Genomic DNA, 18,417 nt, shown 5'->3' on the forward strand with positions numbered 1-18,417 from the left:
GGCACCACGGTCGGGGGAAGAAAAAGCGCCCAGGGGATGTCGTCTGACTGCGAGGCGGGGGAAGCAGCAGCGGCACCCTGGGCGAAGGGGAACGCGGTATCGGTGGGGCATGGATCAGCCCCGGCCTGAATGTCGGCGGCGGTGACACGGCGATAGGTGCCATCGGTGTAGCAAACAAGGTTCCAGGTCCGGGCAGGGAAGACCCGATAGACGACCTTGGCGGCGGGCACAGTAGGCACGGGCTCAGGCGATGCGCATTCAGGAGTGAACACGAGATCGCGGGAGCCGTTGCCCTGGCTGGGGTCATTCCAGGTGCGCTGATCGATCAGCACGCGAGCCAGTGGACGCTGAAAGTCGGTGTCGCCCAGTAAGCGGCGATAGAAGGTGCTGGCGCAGGGCGAGTTGACGATAGCCCGAGCGCGAGACCTCAGTTGCCGGTAAGCCAGACGTAGAGCAAGCCGAGACACAAGACGTAGGGCAGCGGATCGATCAGCGACGACGACATGGCCGCGAGCCTCAAGAAAACGGGTAGGGCGCCAGAACGCGCGATGGAAGTCGACGGCGTGGGCTGCCGTGGGGGCGGTGTGCTTACGGATGACCCCCGCGAACTCGCCGTCGAGGTAAAAGGCCGTGCCCTTGGCTGGGTCATCAGCGACGAGGTTGGCGAACGTGACCTGGATCATCCCCAGTCATCCCCTTCCAGCAGCTCGGCCTGGAGTAGGGCGATGTTGATCATGCGGTGGCGGCCCAGCTTGTAAGAGGGCAGGTAACCACGGCGCAAGTGCCCCTCGATGATGTCGATGGAGAGGCCCGTGAGTAGCGAGAAGCGCTCTTTGGTCATCAGGGGCACGATGGCCGGGACCTGGGGCGATTTGCTGGGTTCCATTGTCGTAAGCCGCCTTTGTTGGTCTGTGATAGGCTTTTTTTGATGAGAGAAGGTGGGTTACGCAAGGTTGCGTAGCCTGTAAAGCTGAATCTACGCAGGGTTGCGTATAGTGTCAACCGACATTGGCGAAAAAATTCGGGGAATCCGAGAAGCTGAGGGGCTGAGCAGGAAGGAGTTCGCAGAGGCTGCGGGTATCAACGCGCGGTCACTTGAGAGAATCGAGAATGGTGGTAGCTGTTCGAAGGAAAACCTATTGGCGGTGTTGAAGCGGTTTCCTCATTACGCGGCTTGGTTGGCAGGTGCCGACATGAGCGAGGAAATCGTGCAGACCACGCCTGAGCTAGAGAGAACACGAGATCGGCTGAAGCCGACCGGAACGGATACAGAGTCGCGAGACAGGTAACGGCGCGCTGGTACCGGGGAACAGGGAATTAGTGTTGGGCGGGGAAAGGATAGCTAATAAAAGTCATTGTGTAGGGGTGAGCTGTGGCCGGCATAAATAATGTCATAGGGAGTGGTTTGTTCTCAGGCTACTTTTCAATTATTGGAGTGGTTGTTTCTGTCATTGGCTTTGCTTGGACGGTAGCTGTCGCGCTCGCATCAAAAGAAGCTGCACAAAGAGCCGAGGCAGAAATAAAAGAAACTGCAGGTAGAGTGACAAGTAGGCTTAAGGAAAGTGACTCTGCAAGTGACCTGGGTATGATTATAGGGGCTCTCAATGAAATAAAAGGGTTGCATGGTGTTAAAGATGTTTCTTATGAGCTGGTTTTGTTTAAGTATACAATGCTTAGGGCTAAGTTGGTAACTCTGATGTCTGGAGATATAGTTTCGGTATTAGAGGATGAGAAGTTGAAAGTGCAGGAAATAATAGCTGAGATAAGTTTGTTGGAAAGGTTGGTGAGCACTAAGGTAGTGAGGAACACTGATTTAGATGCAAAAGAGCTGGCAATTGAGGATTTGGTTTCTAGAAACCCCGCGCTGGCCGATCACGTAGACGCACTAAATGGTATTTTGACAAGGATTAAACAATCCGGAGGTGGTGGTAATGTCGGATGAAAAAATAAAGGCGATTGTGGACTCTTTGGTTGGAAAAACAGAGTCAGGTTTGGTTGCTTGGAAAGAAGTTGGAGGGACGCTGAAGTCAAACTCCTTTAAGGTTTCTTTTCCGAAAAGCACGGTTATAATTGAGGATATTAGCACTGATAACATGTTCGGAGTTGCCATTGCTAGAGCGGCTATGCCTTCATATAGGGTGAGTGTTCTTAACTGGAAGGGCGAAGAAGTAGATGGAGCCAAAGACACTGAATTGAACGGTGCCCCTCAAGGTTTGAATTTAAAGCCAAATGAATATACTGATAAGCTCGCGAAGCTGTTTGAGATGGCTCGTAGACAGGCTATGGGAGTGGATGATACTTTAGACGATATTTTGAAAGAGCTGAATAGTAGGGAGTTCTAAAAGAAGAAAAAAAGGTTGAAAATTACTCTTGAACAGGGTGTTGCAGGAATGTGGCCTGAGCCTAAAGATTTAGCTTTCGTGGTTGCTGCAGTCGTGGCTGGATTGTTTAGTTATATAGTTTCGCTAAACTCAAAAGACTCTGCTATTACAGATATTAGGGTGAAGTGGCTAGAAGAGCTAAAAGAAGAAACTGCTCAATTGATATCTTATTTCTATGCCCAGAGGCGTTGTAAAAGGGCTATATCTATAAACCTGGAAAAGTTAACAGGGGCGCGTAGGGAAGGCCTTTCAGAGGAAACTAAAAATGGGTTTCGAGAGGAGGTTAAACGAGAGAAAGATATAAAAAGGCAAAATCATAGAGAGCTTGTTAAGCGCTGGCACAAACTAAAGATTGAGCTCAATTCAAGAGATGAATGCTTTGCTATGCTTTTGAAGCATATTTCAAAGCTTGTTTCCTATATGGAGATTGGAGACTCTAAATATGACAAGGATGTGGCTTATAGGGCGAGGTGGAAGAATCGGCATATCACAAAGCTTTCAAGAATCGCATACAAGAATGAGTGGGAGAGGATAAAGCAAGGGGATGCTAAAATTGCGGCCAGTAGGAAAAGGGCTTACTGGTACATCACAGGCTTGGTGTTTTTATACTCTGTTTATATTTTTGTCCATGCGGCTTTCTTGAGCTCAGATGCCAAGGGTGGTGTTTTTTTTATGATTTTTGGCTGAGTTTAATATAAACCAAGTTGGTTCTTGGTTTGAAGTGTCGTTTTGGCTTTTCTTACTTGAAAGAAGAGTTGCACCTGCTGCAAGAAAATGCAGTGCTATACAATGTGTTGCAACTTCGAAGGTGTCAACCAACCGTCGACGGCATTGATGCTTAGAGACGTGTGTTGACGGTTTAAGAGCTACGTAAGTGGCTGTTTTTTGAGGCATAGACAGCCACTGACGTTCTCGCATTCGAATTCAAAATCAGCCGGTTTACATCTCTATCATCATGGGGGTCCTACCTGTAGACGTGTCAACCAACTGTCAACGGCGTTGACGCCTATAGACGTTCGTTGACGGTTTCAGTTTTCCTAACTGACTGTTTATGCTGATAAAGACGGCCAGTGACAGGCTTTTTACAGCTCTCATAATCCCTCGGCTCATGGGCTCTATCTTTACCGAGCCCGACATCGGATCGGTGATATAGCGCTTCCCGATACGGCTCTCTGCTACCCTTCCAGGCATTGCCTACACCTGTTCTTCGCGTGATTCCACCTACCCAATGGCAGCCACGCGCCGCAAACAGTGACTCAGTTGATCGGCGCTAATCCAATGCGTTTTATTTCTCCGAAGCCCATACCGCACTCATGTGTCCTTGGGATACCGATACCGACCAGGCTTCGCTTCCAACTCCTGCAGTCTATGGGCGGGCCTGGCGCGAGTGATGCTCAGTTTACGGGCGGCTTAGGAGACACGCCGCCTTAGGCACTACTCGCAAGAGAGCCCTGTTTACGGCGTTATCAGCGGTGTGACGTGTGTCATAGATCATGGGCAGTGGATGCCGAATGGTTCAAGACATCGGTCGCTTGGCTAGGCGCTTCCATGGAGTTGTACCTGGAGTTTGCCGGTCTCGCGGGGAGATCAGTCTTGTTCGTCGTCGTCATAATGGATGATGGATAGCAGCTGCAGAGGGACTTCATGCAGTTTCTCCGGCCCATGAGGGACTGCGGCATCGAAAGCCAGGCTGTCGCCTGGCCCCATGTCGTAGAACTGCTCGCCGTGACGATAGGTCAGCCGGCCCTTAAGCAGGTAGATGAACTCGTGGCCGGCATGGCTGAAGTTGGGGAAGACTTCGCTGGCGTCGTCCATGGTGATCAGGAAGGGCTCGTAGCGCTTCTTGGGTCCCTGGAGATAGCTAAGCAACTGGTAGGTATGCCCCACTTCGGTACCGGTACGGACGACTTCCATGCCTTCGCCGGCCTTGACATGCTGGGCGCCTCGCCCGACCTGGTCATAATCGCTGAACAACTTGGAGATGGGTAAGTCGATGGCGTTGCACAGCCGGCTCAGGGTATCGAGGCTGGTCGACACCTGGGCGTTTTCGACTTTGCTGATCATGCCCTGGCTAAGCCCTGCAATCCTTGCCACATCGGAGATCTTGTATCCCTGCGAGATACGCTTCTGCTTGAGTGCTCGAGCGATATGTTCTTCTAGACGCAGGCGGGTCTCGCGCCTGTCGGTGGTGATGGAATCGCTCATGACGGTCATGGCCTCGTCGACATTGGGAACTCCGTCAATTGTGCCAGAGGTAGGCCCAAAGCGGGACCTGAAGCGCCCGGTGCCTGATGATGGACACCGGGCAAAGGGCGCAGTCAGTCGGATGTGCAGGCTGCGGACAGAGCGGCAAGGCCTAGTGGACCGCCGTCAAACTCCTGCATGGCATCGAGCAGGGCCGGCCATAAATAGGCCGCCGAGGCACTATCCATCAGCAGGTGCAGGCAGGGCAGCTCGCCCAAGGCATCGCGGATGACGATGGCATCGATTCGGGCCACCGAGGTCTGGGCGATATGCCCTGCCGGGAACGCCGCTGCATCGAGATCGACGCCGCATAGCTTGGCCATCACCCTGGCGGTACTGGCACCGGTGAGCACCAGCCAGGCGTGGCTGTCCTGACGCGGTAACGGATAACAGCCGGGGGGCAGCGTTGCCCAATCTTGCGCGGTCATGGACACGCGCTGGCCAGCGTCCGTGAGGCTGCCCAGCAACAGATACTCGGTGGAGGAGAGTCGGGCCAGCCGGCTGCCGTCGTCCTGAATCCGGCAGCGATTGGGCTCATCGGGCAGGCGATAGCCGCGTTCTGCCAGTGCGGCGGCGGCCTGAGGGCCGCGCAGGCCGAAGCGCGGCAGCGCCGAGAGGTCAGCCAACCCGCAGTGGTCCAGGCGGAAGCCTTCGTCGGTTGGGCCGGAGAAGCGTGCCGGGGTCTCGGCATCGTCCAGCTGCTTCCACTCGACGCGAGGGCGCTCGGCATGCAGGCCATTGAGCGGAGGGCGCGATAGGCCAGTGGTCGCGTTTTGTGTGGTCATCTCAGAGCTCCTGGCGAGTATTGTCGGGGTCGAAGAAGGGTAGGGCGACCACCTCGGCGGTGATCTCCTGGCCGCCGTCGACGCGCAGGGTAATCTGGCTGCCGGGCGCGGCTTTCTCCGGCGCGGCATAGGCCAGGCCGATGACTGCGCCAAGCGTGGGCGAATATTCGCAGGAGGTGACGTTGCCGGTGATGGTCTCGCCTTCCAGCACCAGTTGTCCCTCCCGGGGCTTGGCGCTGGACGCCGGCAGCCGGAAACCGACCAGTCGGCGTTTCTGTGGTTGAGCGGCAAGAATGTCCACGGCACGGCGGCCGACGAAGAACGGCTTCTTGCGGTTGACTGCCCAGCCCAGCCCTATCTCTTCTGGATGGCTCATGCCGTCGGTGTCCTGACCGATGATCACGTGGCCCTTTTCCAGGCGCAGCAGGCGCTGGGCCTCGACGCCGAACGGCCGCAGGCCGAATGCGGCGCCGGCTTCCATCAGCCGGTCCCAGAGGGCCTCGCCGTAGCGCGAAGGCACATGGATCTCGTAGCCCAGTTCGCCGACGAAGCCGACCCGCAGCAGGCGTGCCGGAATGCCGGCAACATGGCCGGTGCGCAGCTCCAGATAAGGAAAGGCCTCAGCCGAGAGGTCAACGCTGTCGCACAGCGTCTCCAGCACCTGGCGCGACAGCGGCCCGGCCAGGTTGATGGCGGCGAACGCCGAGGTGACGTTGGCGATATCCACGTCGAGGCGCCAGCGGGCGTTCCACTGCAGCATGCTGCGATGGACGTTGGTCACGCCGCTGGTGGTGGCGGTCACGTAAAAGTGATCCTCGGCCAGCCGGCACGACACGCCATCGTCGATCACCACGCCCTGCTCGCTGGTCATGACCGCGTAGCGAGTGCGGCCCACCGGCTGCTTGAGAAAGCCGAAGGTATAGAGCCGGTTGATGAACTCGGCGGCGTCCGGGCCGCGGATCTCGAGCCCGCCAAGCGTCGAGACGTCGATCATGCCGACCTTCTCGCGCACCTGGCGCGCCTCCTCCTGCATGCAACGCTCCCGCGCCAGGCTGCCGTCGGTGGCGGGGTAGTAGGCGGGCCGGCGCCAGTGGCCGGCCGGCATCATGTGCGCACCCAATGCCTCATGGCGGCGGTGCATCGGTGTCAGGCGGAAGGGATCGAAGCCGCGCCCGGCGAGGTGGCCGAGGGTCTCGGCGGTGAACGGTGGCCGGGCGGTGGTGACGCCGGTTTCGCTGACGCTGCGGTCGGTGGCCCGGGCGACCAGTCTGGCGGTGGGCAGCGCCGAATGGCGCCCCTGCGAGGGCCCCATGCCCACCGTCGAGAAGCGCTTGACCAGTTGCACGTCCCGGTAGCCATGGCGGGTGGCGTTGAGGATGTCCTCGATCTGCAGATCCTCGTCGAAGTCGACGAAGGCCTTGCCCTTGGGATGCGGAAAGATCGGCCAAGGATGATTGACCCGCCGCGGGGCGGGCGCGGAGCGCTGCGGCATCGGGACATCATGGCCCAGCGCGCGCAGCGCCTCGGTGGCGGCACATACGCCATCCTCGCTGACGCGGTCGAGGTCGTGCAGCGCGTTGACCGAGCCTGCGATGTGCAGGTGGGCGGGCAGGCCGCTGATCGAGAATTCGGCGGCCTCGTCGTCGTAGCGCAGCCGGCCGCCGGCCTGGCACAGCAACTGGTAAACCGGCATGTAGCCGGCGGTCATGCAGAGCAGGTCGCAGTCGATCCGCTGGCCCTGGTCGGCCACATCGCCGGTGCCGACGATGCGCCGTAGCTCGACGCCGGTCACCCGGTGCAGGGACTTGTCGTGCAGGGCCTCGTAGACCGTCTGCTCGGCCCGCACGGGAATGCCCACTGCGGCGAGAGCCTCGGCCAGGGCCGGGTTCTCGGGCGACGGGCGCATATCGGCCAGGGCGGCCACCTCGACGCCCTGCTCGTGGAGGTCGAGTGCCGCCAGGTAGCCGTCGTCGTTGCCGGTCAGTACCACCGCCCGCCGGCCCGGCTTGACCGCATAGTGACGCATCAGCCGCTGGGCGGCACTGGCCAGCATCACCCCCGGCAGGTCGTTGTTGCGGAAGATCGCCGGCTGATCGAAGCTGCCCGAGGCCACGATGCACTCTTTGGCACGCACCTTGAACATCCGGCGACCCTGGATCACCGGTAGGTAGTTATCGGTGAACCAGCCGTTACAGGTGGCGTCGCACATGACGCGGATGCTGGGGTGGCGCGCCACCACACTCACTAGCTCGTCGCGCAGGCGCTCGCCGCGTCTGCCATCGATATCGAAGCGGGCATAGGTCAATGAGCCGCCGAGTTGCGGCTGCTGTTCGACCAGCAGCACCCGGGCACCGCCTTCGGCGGCGGTGAGCGCAGCGCTCAGCCCCGCCGGGCCACTGCCCACCACCATGACATCGGTGAACAGGTAGGCCTTGTCGTGATAGCCGCCGCGAGCGTCGAGGTCGAAGCGCCCGAGACCCGCCTTGCGGCGGATCAGCGGCTCCCAGCGCTTCCAGGCGCCCCTGGGCTTGTAGAAGGCGCGGTAGTAGAAGCCTACCGGCATGAAACGGGCGAACTTGCCGAGTCTCATGTCGCGGTCATGATCGAGGCTGCCGCTGTAGTTCTGACCCGTGACTGACAGGCCGTCCTCGAGACGGCGCGCGTCGGCCAGTACGTTGGGTTCGTCGGGCAACTGCACGAGGGTGTTGGCGTCCTGCCCGGCCAGGGTCAGCGCGCCCCGGGGGCGGTGGTACTTGAACGAGCGCGACAGTACCAGGCGCCCGTGGGCGGCCAGGGCGCTGGCGATGGAATCGCCGGCGAAGCCGCGATAGGTCTCGCCCTCGAAGGTGAAGCGCACCGGGCGTTCGCGGTCGATCAGGCTGCCCATCGGGGCGGGGAGGCGTGACGCGACAGCGTCGGCGGCGTCATCCAGGGGTTCGTAACGGCTCATGAGGGGGTCTCCGCGTGGGCAAATTCGACGCGTTGGCGGAACAGTTCGCCTGGGTCGAAGGTGCGTAGCACTTCATCGGTCAGGGTGTGGCGCTCGGCCAGGAACCAGTAGCCGCTGGCGCTGTGAAACCACCATTCGGTGACCACCGCCGGCAGGTTGTCGTGATAGAAGACGTAGTCGGCCCACTCGCGGTCGCTGCAGGTGGCTGGGTCGGGCATCGTCTTCAACTCCCCGCCGTAGATAAATTCACTGATGTTGCGTGGCCCGTTGAGCGGGCAGTGGAGGATCTTCATGGTGTGATGTCCCGTTCGGTCTGCAGTGAAGCGTCAGTGGCTGGCCGCCGTGGCGCCCATCTCGTTGACCTGCTGGAAGTTGGCGAAACGCGCCAGATGGAACGGGCGGATCAGTTCCGGCACCTTGCCCCCGCCGGCGATCAGCTCCGCCATGGTCTGGCCGCAGATCGGCGTGGCCTTGAAGCCCCAGGTGCCCCAGCCGGCGTCGAGGTAATAGTTCTCGACGGGGCTCTCGCCCATGATCGGGCTGTAATCCGGGGTCATGTCAGTGATCCCGCCCCACTGACGCATCAGCCGGGCCTTGGCCAGGAAAGGAAACATCTCGACGGCGCTGGCGATCAGGCTCTCTTTCAGCTCCAGCGTCGAGCGGGTCGCATAGAGCGGGTAGGGATCAGAGCCGCCGCCGAAGACCACCTCGCCACGGCTGGTCTGCTGTACGTAGCAGTGCAGCGCCGATGAACTGACCAGCGGGTCGAGGAACGGTTTGACCGGCTGGGTGACCATGGCCTGCAGCGGGTAAGAAACGATCGGCAGGCGAAAGCCGGCCTTGGCGGCCAGCACCGAGCTGTGGCCGGCCACGGCCTGTACCGCGCAGCCGCAGCGCACCGTGCCGCGGTTGGTCTTGACGCCGGTGAGGCGCCCGCCTTCGATGATCAGGTCTTCGACCTCGGTCAACTGATGAATCTCCACGCCGCGCTTGGCCGCCTCCTTGGCGTAGCCCCAGGCCACGGCGTCATGGCGTGCGGTGGCGCCATCCCGGTGCCAGAGACCTTCGAGCACCGGCAGATGGCCCGGGTCGAGGTTGAGCGTCGGCACCAGCTCGGCGATCTGCTGGCGGTCGATCATCTCCGTGCGCCCCCCGAAATGCTTGTTGACCTCGGCCCGCTGGCGGAAGGCGCGCACCGTGGCATCGGTGTGGGCCAGGGTGAGCTGGCCGCGTTCCGAATACATGATGTTGAAGTCGAACTCGTGGGAGAGGTTCTGGAACAGCTTCACCGACTCGGCATAGAAGCGGACCCCTTCAGAGGTCAGGTAGTTGGAGCGGATCACCGCAGTGTTGCGCGCGGTGTTGCCGCCGCCGAGGTAGGCCTTCTCCAGCACCGCGACTTTGGTGATGCCGTGGTACTTGGCCAGGTAGTAGGCAATGGCGAGGCCGTGTCCACCGCCACCGATGATCACCACGTCATAGCTGGCGGCGAGCGCCTTGGGCGGTGGCAGATCCTGTTCGGCGGGATAGTCGGACGACAGACCGTACTTCAGTAAGGCGAAAGGCATGGGGGACTCCCAGGAGATGGTCGCTCAGGCCGGTTCTGCGGCGGACGCCTGGTGGCGCTGTAGCCGCGTGGCGGTGACGGTGTTCTGCATCAGGTAGGCAATGGTCATCGGCCCGACCCCGCCGGGCACCGGGGTGATGGCGGATGCCACCTGGCTCGCGGCGGCGAAGTCGACATCACCGACCAGGCGCGTACGGCGTTCGCCGCCGGTCTCGGACTCGATGCGGTTGATGCCCACATCGATGACCACGGCGCCGGGCTTGAGCCAGTTGGCATCGACCATCCCGGGGCGCCCCACGGCGGCGACGATGATATCGGCCTGGCGGCACAGGGCGGCGGCGTCGCGGCTCTTCGAGTGCAGCAGCGACACCGTGCAGTCGGCATCGAGCAGCAGCGCGGCCATGGGTTTGCCGACGATGTTGGAGCGGCCGATCACCACCGCGTGCTTGCCGGTCAGCTCGCCGCAGGTCTCGCGCAGCAGCCGCAGGCAGCCGGTGGGCGTGCAGGGCGCCAAGGAGGGCAACCCCTGCCAGAGCCCACCGGCGTTCTGGCGATGAAAGCCGTCGACGTCCTTGGCCGGCAGAATGGCCTGGATCACCGATGCCTCGTCGATATTTGCCGGCAGCGGCAACTGCACCAGGATGCCGTTGACCTCGGGGTCGTTGTTGAGCTGGGCGATCAGCGCGAGCAGTTCCGCCTGGGGCAGGGTGTCGTCGAAGCGGTACTCCAGCGAACGGATACCGACCGCTTCTGCCTTGCGGATCTTGTTGCGCACATAGATCTGGCTGGCGGGATCCTCCCCCACCAGTATCACGGCCAGGCCGGGGATGATGCCTTCGTCGGCGAGACGGGCGACGTCGTCGGCGACCTCGTCGAGCACGCGCTCGGCACAGGCCTTGCCATCGATGGATGTCGTCAGGGGCGTTTCGGGCGTTGTCGTACTCATCGGAAGATCACCGTCTTGTTCTGGTCGAGAAAGACACGATGCTCAAGGTGGTAGCGGACCGCCTGGGACAAGGCGACGGTCTCGGTATTGCGGCCGACCGCGACCAGGTCCTCGGGGCGATAGGTGTGATCGACCCGCTGGACCTCCTGCTCGATGATCGGGCCTTCGTCGAGGTCCGAGGTTACATAGTGGGCGGTGGCGCCGATCAGCTTGACCCCGCGTTCATGGGCCTGGTGATAGGGCTTGGCGCCCTTGAAGCCGGGCAGGAAGGAGTGGTGGATGTTGATCGCGCGGCCGGAGAGCTTCTGGCACAGGTCGTCGGAGAGGATCTGCATGTAACGAGCCAGCACCACCAACTCGGTGCCGGTTTCCTCGACGATCTCCATCAGCGCCTGTTCCTGGCGCGCCTTGGAGTCCTGCGTGACTGGCAGGTAGACGAAACGGATGCCTTCACGCTCCGCCATCGGGCGCAGATCAAGGTGGTTGGAGACGATGGCGGTGATCTCCATGTCCAGCTCCCCCTTGCGCTGCCGGTACATCAGGTCGCCCAGACAGTGGTCGTACTTGCTGACCATCAGCAGCACGCGCATGGGTTGGGCATCGTGATAGATGGCCCACTCCATGTCGAAGTCCTCGGCGACGCCGGCGAAGTCGCCCTTGAGTGTCTCGATATCGCCCTTCACGCCGTCGTTGAAGCGAAACTTGGCGCGCAGAAAGAAGCGGCCTAGCGCCTCGTCGTCGTATTGGGCGAGCTCGCTGATATAGCACTGTCCCTCGGTGAGAAAGCAGGTCACGGCGGCGACGATGCCGGAAGTGGCGGGGCAGGAGATCTTGATGATGTAGCTGTCGTCTGTCGGGACCATGTGTTGCCTTCCTCTTGTCTTGGGCGGGACGTGGCCGGGGTGTCGGTATTGGCGCCCCGGCAGTGGATATCGGGCTCGGCCCTTGGCGATGCGCTCGGGTGTCTCGGTGATCTCGAAGGGCTCTCCGGGCCAGATGATGCGGTAATCGAGTTTTCCTGAAAAGAAAAAAAGATTCCCTTTAGTCAAGCAACAAGCTTGCCAGTTTCGTCGTGCCATATCGTTGGGTGTATACCGGAAACGCCCGTTAATCCCTGATAAACAAGTAGTTGCGGTTTTCATTCGGCCGATGAGGCACGTCTCCCTGGGCCGGAGGACGAGAGCGTGGGGCCTCGGCTTGAGCGATAAGGGTGCGTCAGGGCGCTGCTTGCACCGTCGTGAGGCGATGGCGAGGTCAATGCAGGTGGCAGAGACAGGAGAGCGAGAGCAGAGACGACCGCCAGAACCCACAGCAGAAACTTTTTACTGCCTGTAAATCAGGTTCCTAGCGGCCCTACCGTGAATTTTATCGGGCGCCGCAGCGGTTCTGGCATGCAAGGTGCTTTCTTAAAGAGAAATAAAATTTCTTGATGGGAATTGGGTGCGTGGCGTAGCCTGCATGGCGTCGGCAAAGTCCGATGGCTCAGGAGAGCGCCATGTCGTTCCCGGTACTCGCCACGCATGAAGGAGACCTGACATGACGCCTGAAGCCGCCAAGCAACTACTCGAGGAGCACGATGTCCGCTACCTGCTCGCTCAGTTCGTGGACATCCACGGCGCTGCCAAGACCAAGTCGGTGCCGGCCAACTGCCTGATGGATGTGGTCGAGAAGGGCGCCGGCTTCGCCGGTTTCGCGGTCAGTGGCCTGGGCATGGAGCCCCACGGACCTGACTTCATGGCCCGTGGCGATCTCGCGACCTTGTCGCTGGTGCCCTGGCAGCCGGGATACGCGCGATTGGTCTGCAACGGTCATGTCAACGATCAGCCCTACGAGTACGACAGCCGCGTGGTGCTGCTCAAGCAGCTGGAACGACTGGCAGAGAAGGGCTGGACGCTGAACACCGGGCTGGAGCCGGAGTTCTCGCTGTTCAAGCGTGGGCCGGAGGGTGAGCTGTTGGCGGTCGACGATAGCGATACCCTGGCCAAGCCCTGTTACGACTACAAGGGACTATCGCGTTCCCGCGAGTTCCTGGAACGCCTGGTGGAGGCGCTCCAGGCGGTCGATTTCGACGTCTACCAGATCGATCATGAGGACGCCAATGGCCAGTTCGAGATCAACTACACCTACAGCGATGCGCTGACCTCGGCGGACCGCTTTACCTTCGTGCGCATGGCGGCCGGCGAGATCGCCAACGATCTCGGCATGGTCTGCTCCTTCATGCCCAAGCCGCATGCCGATCGCCCAGGCAACGGCATGCACTTCCACCTCTCGATCAGCGATGGCGACGGACACAACGTCTTCGGTGACGACAGCGATCCCCAGGGGCTGGGCCTGTCGCGCACCGCCTACCACTTCCTGGCCGGGCTGCTGCATCACGCACCGGCGCTGTGTGCCTTTGCTGCGCCCACCGTCAACTCCTACAAGCGGCTGGTGAACGGCGGCTCCAACAGTGGCGCGACCTGGGCGCCGGTGTTCATCGCCTATGGCGACAACAACCGCTCGGCGATGGTCCGGGTGCCCTACGGCCGCCTGGAGTTCCGCCTGCCCGATGCCGGCTGCAACCCCTATCTGGTGCACGCCGCCTTGATCGCCGCCGGCCTGGACGGTATCGACCGCCAACTCGACCCCGGCAAGGCGCACAACATCAACCTGTATTCGCTGAGCGCCGAGCAGTGCCGGGAGGAAGGCATCGGCATTCTGCCCCAGTCGCTCAAGGAGGCCATCGACGCCCTGGCGGAGGACACCGTTCTGCGCGAGGTGATCGGACCTGGCTTGGTCGACGAGTTCATCGCCGTCAAACGCGAGGAGTGGACCGCCTATAGCCGCCAGGTCTCGGCCTGGGAGATCGAGCGCTACGCCGAATTCTTCTGATCAACGATAGACCCGAACTCGCCGCGAACGGCGAGCGCAGAGAGGACAATGCTATGTGTGGAATCGTGGGGCTCTACCTCAAGAACCCGTCGTGGGAGAGCCGCCTGGGTGCGCTATTCGAGCCGATGCTGGTCGCCATGACCGAGCGCGGGCCGGACAGCGCCGGCTTTTCGATCTACGGCGACGAGTACGACGCCGGCATCAAGCTGACGCTGCAGAGCGATGACGCCGACTACGACTGGGCCAATCTGGCCGACCGGCTGGGCGCGGCTTTTGCTGGCGTCGACGACTGGTATCGCAACGCCAGCGTGGCGGTCTTCAAGCTGGCCGCCCCTGAGGCCGAGCTGCGCGCCTGGCTCGCCGAGCAGGCGCCCGGGGTCCGGGTGCTGAGCGCGGGCCAGAGCATCGAGATCCTCAAGGGCGTGGGACTGCCAGCTACCATCGCCGAGCGCTTCAACCTCAAGGGCATGAAGGGCAGCCACGCCATCGGGCACACCCGCATGGCCACCGAGAGTGCGGTGACGCTGCAGGGCAGCCATCCCTTCTCGACGGGGCTCGATCTGTGCCTGGTGCACAACGGCTCGCTCTCCAACCACAACCGTCTGCGCGACAAGCTCCGGCGGGAAGGAATCGTCTTCGAGACCGATAACGACTCCGAGGTGGCGGCGGGGTATCTGACCTGGCGTCTGGCCAAGGGAGACTCCCTGAGTCAGGCGCTCAAGGGGGCCCTGAAGGATCTGGATGGCTTCTTCACGTTCGCCATCGGTACCCGTGACGGCTTCGCCGTGGTCCGCGATCCGATCTCCTGCAAGCCAGCGGTGATCGCCGAGACCGAGGACTACGTGGCCATGGCATCGGAGTACCGCGCCCTGGCCGGGCTGCCGGGTATCCAGCAGGCCCGGGTCTGGGAGCCCGAGCCGGCCACGATCTATGTCTGGGAACACGATGGCGCCAAGGTGGAGGCTGCATGATGATGAAGACCGTTGATCTTGCCGAACAGAGCCTGCGAGCGCTCAACCAGTCGCTGCACGATGGTGAGATGCTCAGCGACATCCGCGAGTGGCGGGTCACCAATACCGACGGTGCGCACAACATCGCCTGCGGGCTGAACGACGACATCAGTGTCGATATCGATGGCCATGCCGGCTACTACTGCGCCGGCATGAACCAGCGTGCCAGCGTCACGGTGCATGGCAACGTTGGGGTCGGCGTGGCGGAAAACATGATGTCCGGCACGGTGCGCGTCACCGGCGATGCTTCCCAGTCGGCCGGGGCCACGGCACACGGTGGCCTGCTGATCATCGAGGGCAATGCCGCAGCGCGCTGCGGCATCTCCATGAAGGGGGTGGACATCGTGGTCAAAGGCAATATCGGCCCGATGAGCGCCTTCATGGGGCAGGCCGGGCGTTTGGTGGTGTGCGGCGATGCCGGCGATGCACTGGGGGATTCGATCTACGAGGCGCGTCTCTACGTCAAGGGCCGGGTCGGCACGCTCGGCGCCGACTGTATCGAGAAGCCGATGCGCGCCGAGCATCAGGAGGAGCTGGCCGCGCTGCTCGAGCAGGCCGGTATCGACGAAGATCCCGCCGACTTCCGGCGCTACGGGTCGGCTCGCGAACTCTACCACTTCAAAGTCGACAACGCCTCGGCCTACTGATCAGGAGCCTGCCATGACCGATTACAGTTCCAACCCCACGCTGCGGGAGTCGGCCACCTACGGCCGAGACGTCATCCACGAGATCCAGCGCGCCGCCGAGACCGGGATCTACGATATTCGCGGCTGGGGCGCCAAGCGCAAGGTGCCGCATTTCGACGATCTGCTGTTCCTCGGCGCCAGCATGTCGCGCTACCCCCTCGAGGGCTATCGCGAGAAGTGCGACACCCGGGTCACGCTCGGCACCCGCCACGCCAAGAAACCGCTGGTCATCGAGACCCCGGTGACGATCGCCGGCATGAGCTTCGGGGCCCTGTCCGCCCAGGCCAAGGAGGCGCTGGGCCGCGGCGCCTCCGAGGTCGGTACCTCGACCACCACCGGCGACGGCGGCATGACCGCCGAGGAACGCGGTGAGTCGACCAAGCTGGTGTATCAGTACCTGCCATCGCGCTACGGGATGAACCCGGACGACCTGCGCAAGGCGGATGCCATCGAGGTGGTGCTGGGCCAGGGCGCCAAGCCCGGCGGCGGCGGCATGCTGCTGGGCCAGAAGATCTCCGACCGCGTGGCGCAGATGCGCACCCTGCCCAAGGGCATCGACCAGCGTAGCGCCTGTCGCCACCCGGACTGGACCGGCCCCGATGACCTGGCGATCAAGATCGCCGAGCTGCGCGAGATCACCGACTGGCAGGTGCCGATCTATATCAAGGTTGGCGCCACCCGCACCTACTACGACGTCAAGCTAGCGGTGAAGGCCGGGGCCGATGTGGTGGTGCTCGATGGCATGCAGGGCGGCACTGCGGCCACTCAGGAAGTGTTCATCGAGCACGTCGGCATTCCGACCATGGCGGCCATTCCCCAGGCAGCCCAGGCACTCCAGGAGATGGGCGTGCATCGCGAGGTGCAGTTGATCGTCTCGGGGGGGATTCGCAACGGCGCCGACGTGGCCAAGGCCATCGCCCTGGGTGCCGACGCGGTCGCCATCGGCACGGCGGCCCTGATCGCGCTGGGCGACAACCACCCGCGCTACGATGAGGAGTATCGCCAAATGGGTTCGGCTGCCGGCTTCTATGACGACTTCCAGGAGGGCAAGTGCCCGGCGGGCATCTCCACCCAGGACCCGGAACTGAGCCAGCGCCTCGATCCGGTGGCGGCCGGCAAGCGCCTGGCCAACTACCTGCGGGTGCTGACTCTGGAAGCCCAGACCCTCGCTCGGGCCTGCGGCAAGTCGCATCTTCATCATCTGGAGCCCGAGGACCTGGTGGCCCTCAACGTCGAAGCGGCGGCCATGGCGCGGGTGCCGCTGGCTGGCACCGACTGGGTCCCCGGGCAGCGTTTCTAGGCGACTCCGATATGCCTGCATGACCACCGTCAAGCACCGGGGGCAGAGATGCCTTCGGCGCTCAGGCGCACCGACCTTACCCCATCGATAGCGCTAGATAGTAACGCCCGATGACGCCCGCAAGAACGCCGTCGACCGGCTTGCCCGGCAACACCGCGATCCGGTTGTCGACTCTTGATACGAACAATGACAACTAAGAGGCACTGACAATGATAGATGCGACCCTGGAACTGGGCTACGCCCTGGATACCTTCTACTTTCTGATGTGTACGGCCCTGGTCATGTTCATGGCCTGCGGCTTCGCCATGCTCGAGTCGGGTCTGGTGAGGTCTCGCAACACGGTAGAGATCCTGACCAAGAACGCCCTTCTGTACGCCATCGCCTGTTTGGTGTTCCTGGTGGTCGGCTACAACGTGATGTATCCGTCCGAGGCGATCAGTAGCGTCATTCCGGGCCTGCAGTTCATGCTCGGTGGGGACAATACGCTGGCGGACATCTCGGCTGGGGAAGGCGCGCCCTACTATTCCGGCATGGCTGACTTCATCTTCCAGGCGGTGTTCGCGGCGGCGACCATGTCGATCGTCTCCGGGGCGATCGCCGAGCGCATGAAGCTGTGGCCCTTCCTGATCTTCGCCGTGGTCATGGTGGCGGTGATCTATCCGGTGGAAGGCTATTGGAAGTGGGGCGGCGGTTTCCTCGATGCCATGGGCTTCCAGGACTTCGCCGGCTCGGTGGTGGTGCACATGGCGGGCGCGGCGGCGGCGCTGGCAGCGGTGATCTTGGTTGGCCCGCGCAAGGGGCGTTACGGGCCGAAGGGCGAGGTGCGGGCCATTCCCGGTGCCAACCTGCCGATCGCCATGCTGGGTATGTTCATCCTCTGGATGGGCTGGTTCGGCTTCAACGGTGGCTCCATGCTCAAGATCGCCAGCCTCGACGACGCCAACGCGGTGGCGCGGATCTTCGTCAACACCAACTCCGCCGCGGCCGCCGGCATGGTCGTCGCGGCCCTGGTATCACGCGCCATGTTCGGCAAGACCGACATGACCATGATCATCAATGGTGCCCTTGCCGGGCTGGTCTCCATCACCGCCGAGCCGCTGCTGCCGTCGGCGGGGTTGGCGGTGCTGATCGGCGCCGTGGGTGGTGCTCTGGTGGTGATGTCGGTGGTGGGCCTGGATCGCTTGAAGCTCGATGACCCAGTGGGCGCCATTTCCGTGCACGGCACGGCGGGCATCTGGGGCATCCTGGCCGTGCTGTTCTCCAACCCCGAGGCGACGCTCTCCGTGCAATTGATCGGCACCGTGGTGATCTTCGCCTGGATGTTCGGTGCTAGTTTTGCCGTCCTATGGGTTATCCGGGCAGTAGTGGGGCTACGTGTCAGCGAGCAGGAAGAGCTGGAGGGCATGGACTTGCATGAATGCGGCATGCTGGCCTATCCAGAGTTCGTTGCGGCGAGCGCCCAGGAGACCGGCACGTCTGGTCCGGGCAGGCGCTCTGCCGCCGCTGGGGGCGGCGTGATGGCCGAGCAAAAAGGCGCCTGAGCTGGCAGGGGCGCGGGTGGCGGGCAAGGTCCGCTACCTGCGTCTCTTGCTCATGAGTGGAGGAGGGCGCTATCGACGATCCGGTCCAACAAGTGACCCTCCGTTAGGCATGTTGCCATGCCTCACATGGCGTGAG

The 18,417-nt window shown here is 62.1% G+C and carries 17 protein-coding genes; 8 read left to right on the plus strand and 9 right to left on the minus strand.

What is annotated here, in order from left to right; all coding sequences use genetic code 11:
* Both DOM67_RS09330 and DOM67_RS09335 read right to left on the minus strand, forming a co-directional pair.
* Positions 1-683 (minus strand): hypothetical protein (locus tag DOM67_RS09330; protein ID WP_157958824.1); only part of this gene is annotated, 683 nt, incomplete at its 3' end.
* The gene (locus DOM67_RS09335; protein ID WP_110675377.1) at positions 680-886 is read right to left on the minus strand and encodes a DNA-binding protein; all 207 of its coding nucleotides are present in this window, start codon (positions 884-886) and stop codon (positions 680-682) included. The genes DOM67_RS09335 and DOM67_RS09330, both read right to left, overlap by 4 nt.
* 519 nt (positions 887-1,405) lie before the next feature.
* Between DOM67_RS09335 and DOM67_RS19795 the strand changes: the two genes are divergently transcribed.
* From DOM67_RS19795 to DOM67_RS19805, 3 genes are read left to right on the plus strand one after another with little or no spacing between them, the layout of a single operon-like run.
* The gene (locus DOM67_RS19795) at positions 1,406-1,942 is read left to right on the plus strand and encodes a hypothetical protein (RefSeq protein WP_157958825.1); all 537 of its coding nucleotides are present in this window, start codon (positions 1,406-1,408) and stop codon (positions 1,940-1,942) included.
* Positions 1,932-2,342 (plus strand): hypothetical protein, encoded by a 411-nt coding sequence (locus DOM67_RS19800; protein ID WP_157958826.1) that lies wholly within the window; start codon positions 1,932-1,934, stop codon positions 2,340-2,342. Before DOM67_RS19795 ends, DOM67_RS19800 begins: the two co-directional genes overlap by 11 nt.
* A gap of 15 nt (positions 2,343-2,357) precedes the next feature.
* Positions 2,358-3,068, plus strand: coding sequence for a hypothetical protein (locus tag DOM67_RS19805; protein ID WP_157958827.1), 711 nt, complete (start codon positions 2,358-2,360; stop codon positions 3,066-3,068).
* A 900-nt stretch (positions 3,069-3,968) separates the two neighbouring features.
* Here DOM67_RS19805 and DOM67_RS09350 read toward each other — a convergent pair.
* From DOM67_RS09350 to purU, 7 genes are all read right to left on the minus strand, one after another.
* Complete coding sequence (locus DOM67_RS09350) at positions 3,969-4,586, minus strand: XRE family transcriptional regulator (protein ID WP_110675580.1); 618 nt, start codon at positions 4,584-4,586, stop codon at positions 3,969-3,971.
* Between the two features lie 113 nt (positions 4,587-4,699).
* Positions 4,700-5,410, minus strand: coding sequence for a sarcosine oxidase (locus tag DOM67_RS09355; protein ID WP_110675379.1), 711 nt, complete (start codon positions 5,408-5,410; stop codon positions 4,700-4,702).
* 1 nt (position 5,411) lies between these two features.
* A complete protein-coding gene (locus tag DOM67_RS20210; protein ID WP_198651774.1) occupies positions 5,412-8,360 on the minus strand; it encodes a 2Fe-2S iron-sulfur cluster-binding protein in 2,949 nt (982 codons plus the stop codon).
* Positions 8,357-8,653 (minus strand): sarcosine oxidase subunit delta, encoded by a 297-nt coding sequence (locus DOM67_RS09365; RefSeq protein WP_110675380.1) that lies wholly within the window; start codon positions 8,651-8,653, stop codon positions 8,357-8,359. Before DOM67_RS09365 ends, DOM67_RS20210 begins: the two co-directional genes overlap by 4 nt.
* A gap of 33 nt (positions 8,654-8,686) precedes the next feature.
* Complete coding sequence (locus DOM67_RS09370) at positions 8,687-9,928, minus strand: FAD-dependent oxidoreductase (RefSeq protein ID WP_110675381.1); 1,242 nt, start codon at positions 9,926-9,928, stop codon at positions 8,687-8,689.
* Between the two features lie 24 nt (positions 9,929-9,952).
* On the minus strand, positions 9,953-10,873 hold the full coding sequence (folD, locus tag DOM67_RS09375) for a bifunctional methylenetetrahydrofolate dehydrogenase/methenyltetrahydrofolate cyclohydrolase FolD (RefSeq protein ID WP_110675382.1): 921 nt from the start codon (positions 10,871-10,873) through the stop codon (positions 9,953-9,955).
* A complete protein-coding gene (gene purU / locus DOM67_RS09380) occupies positions 10,870-11,736 on the minus strand; it encodes a formyltetrahydrofolate deformylase (RefSeq protein WP_110675383.1) in 867 nt (288 codons plus the stop codon). The genes folD and purU overlap by 4 nt, the downstream gene beginning before the upstream one ends.
* Positions 11,737-12,409: 673 nt before the next feature.
* Here purU and glnT point away from each other — a divergent pair.
* The 5 genes from glnT (at position 12,410) to DOM67_RS09405 (ending at position 18,281) form a co-directional block, all read left to right on the plus strand.
* A complete protein-coding gene (glnT, locus tag DOM67_RS09385; RefSeq protein ID WP_110675384.1) occupies positions 12,410-13,744 on the plus strand; it encodes a type III glutamate--ammonia ligase in 1,335 nt (444 codons plus the stop codon).
* 53 nt (positions 13,745-13,797) lie between these two features.
* A complete protein-coding gene (locus tag DOM67_RS09390) occupies positions 13,798-14,715 on the plus strand; it encodes a glutamine amidotransferase family protein (protein ID WP_110675385.1) in 918 nt (305 codons plus the stop codon).
* Positions 14,715-15,401, plus strand: coding sequence for a protein glxC (locus tag DOM67_RS09395; RefSeq protein WP_232825197.1), 687 nt, complete (start codon positions 14,715-14,717; stop codon positions 15,399-15,401). The genes DOM67_RS09390 and DOM67_RS09395 overlap by 1 nt, the downstream gene beginning before the upstream one ends.
* Before the next feature lie 13 nt (positions 15,402-15,414).
* Positions 15,415-16,740 (plus strand): FMN-binding glutamate synthase family protein, encoded by a 1,326-nt coding sequence (locus DOM67_RS09400; RefSeq protein ID WP_110675386.1) that lies wholly within the window; start codon positions 15,415-15,417, stop codon positions 16,738-16,740.
* Between the two features lie 209 nt (positions 16,741-16,949).
* The gene (locus DOM67_RS09405) at positions 16,950-18,281 is read left to right on the plus strand and encodes an ammonium transporter (protein ID WP_110675387.1); all 1,332 of its coding nucleotides are present in this window, start codon (positions 16,950-16,952) and stop codon (positions 18,279-18,281) included.
* Positions 18,282-18,417 lie beyond the last annotated feature (136 nt).

The sequence above is a fragment of the Salinicola sp. RZ23 genome (assembly GCF_003206675.1).
In the GTDB taxonomy this organism is placed as follows: Bacteria; Pseudomonadota; Gammaproteobacteria; order Pseudomonadales; family Halomonadaceae; genus Salinicola; species Salinicola endophyticus.